1 protein-coding gene is annotated in these 567 nt (G+C 61.4%); it reads right to left on the reverse strand.

The features are described 5' to 3' along the window. A partial coding sequence (locus ABD481_RS46935; RefSeq protein WP_344672372.1) for an MFS transporter occupies positions 1 to 567 on the reverse strand: 567 nt, incomplete at both ends.

Below are 567 nucleotides of genomic sequence, written 5' to 3' on the forward strand. Positions count from 1 at the left end.
GCCCAGCAGGCTGCCGATGGTATAGCTCATCAGCAGCGCCTGATTCATCGCCACCAGCTGATGGTGCTCCACTTTTTCACAGGCCCAGGCCATCGCCACCGGATACAGCGTGAAACCAGATGCCCCAAGCACAAACAGCGCCGGGGCCATTGCCGCCTGACTAAGCATCGCCAGACATCCCAGAATGACCACAAAGACCTGTACCCGCAGCACCAGCAGGCGACCGTAGCGGTCTGCCAGGCGCCCTACCGGCCACTGGCCGAGGATCCCCGCACTCACCATCACCGCCATCCAGAAGCCGATGCCGGAGTCGCTGACGCCCTGATGGTTCAGCCACAGCGGCATCAGGCCATACAGCGAGCCGAGGACAATCCCCGAAATAATACAGCCATTGACCCCGTGGCGCGCCTGGCGTAGCTTCAGCATCGGCCAGATACGTACCGTTTCATGCGGCTCTTCTGCCTGCCCCATAATGCGGGTAAACAGCAACGGCAGGATCGCCGCCAGCGCCAGGCCGGTCACCCACGGCAGGACGCTCATTAAATCGGTGGGTAATTTACTGACCAT

It is taken from the genome of Catenulispora yoronensis (assembly GCF_039531695.1).
GTDB lineage: Bacteria > Actinomycetota > Actinomycetes > Streptomycetales > Catenulisporaceae > Catenulispora > Catenulispora yoronensis.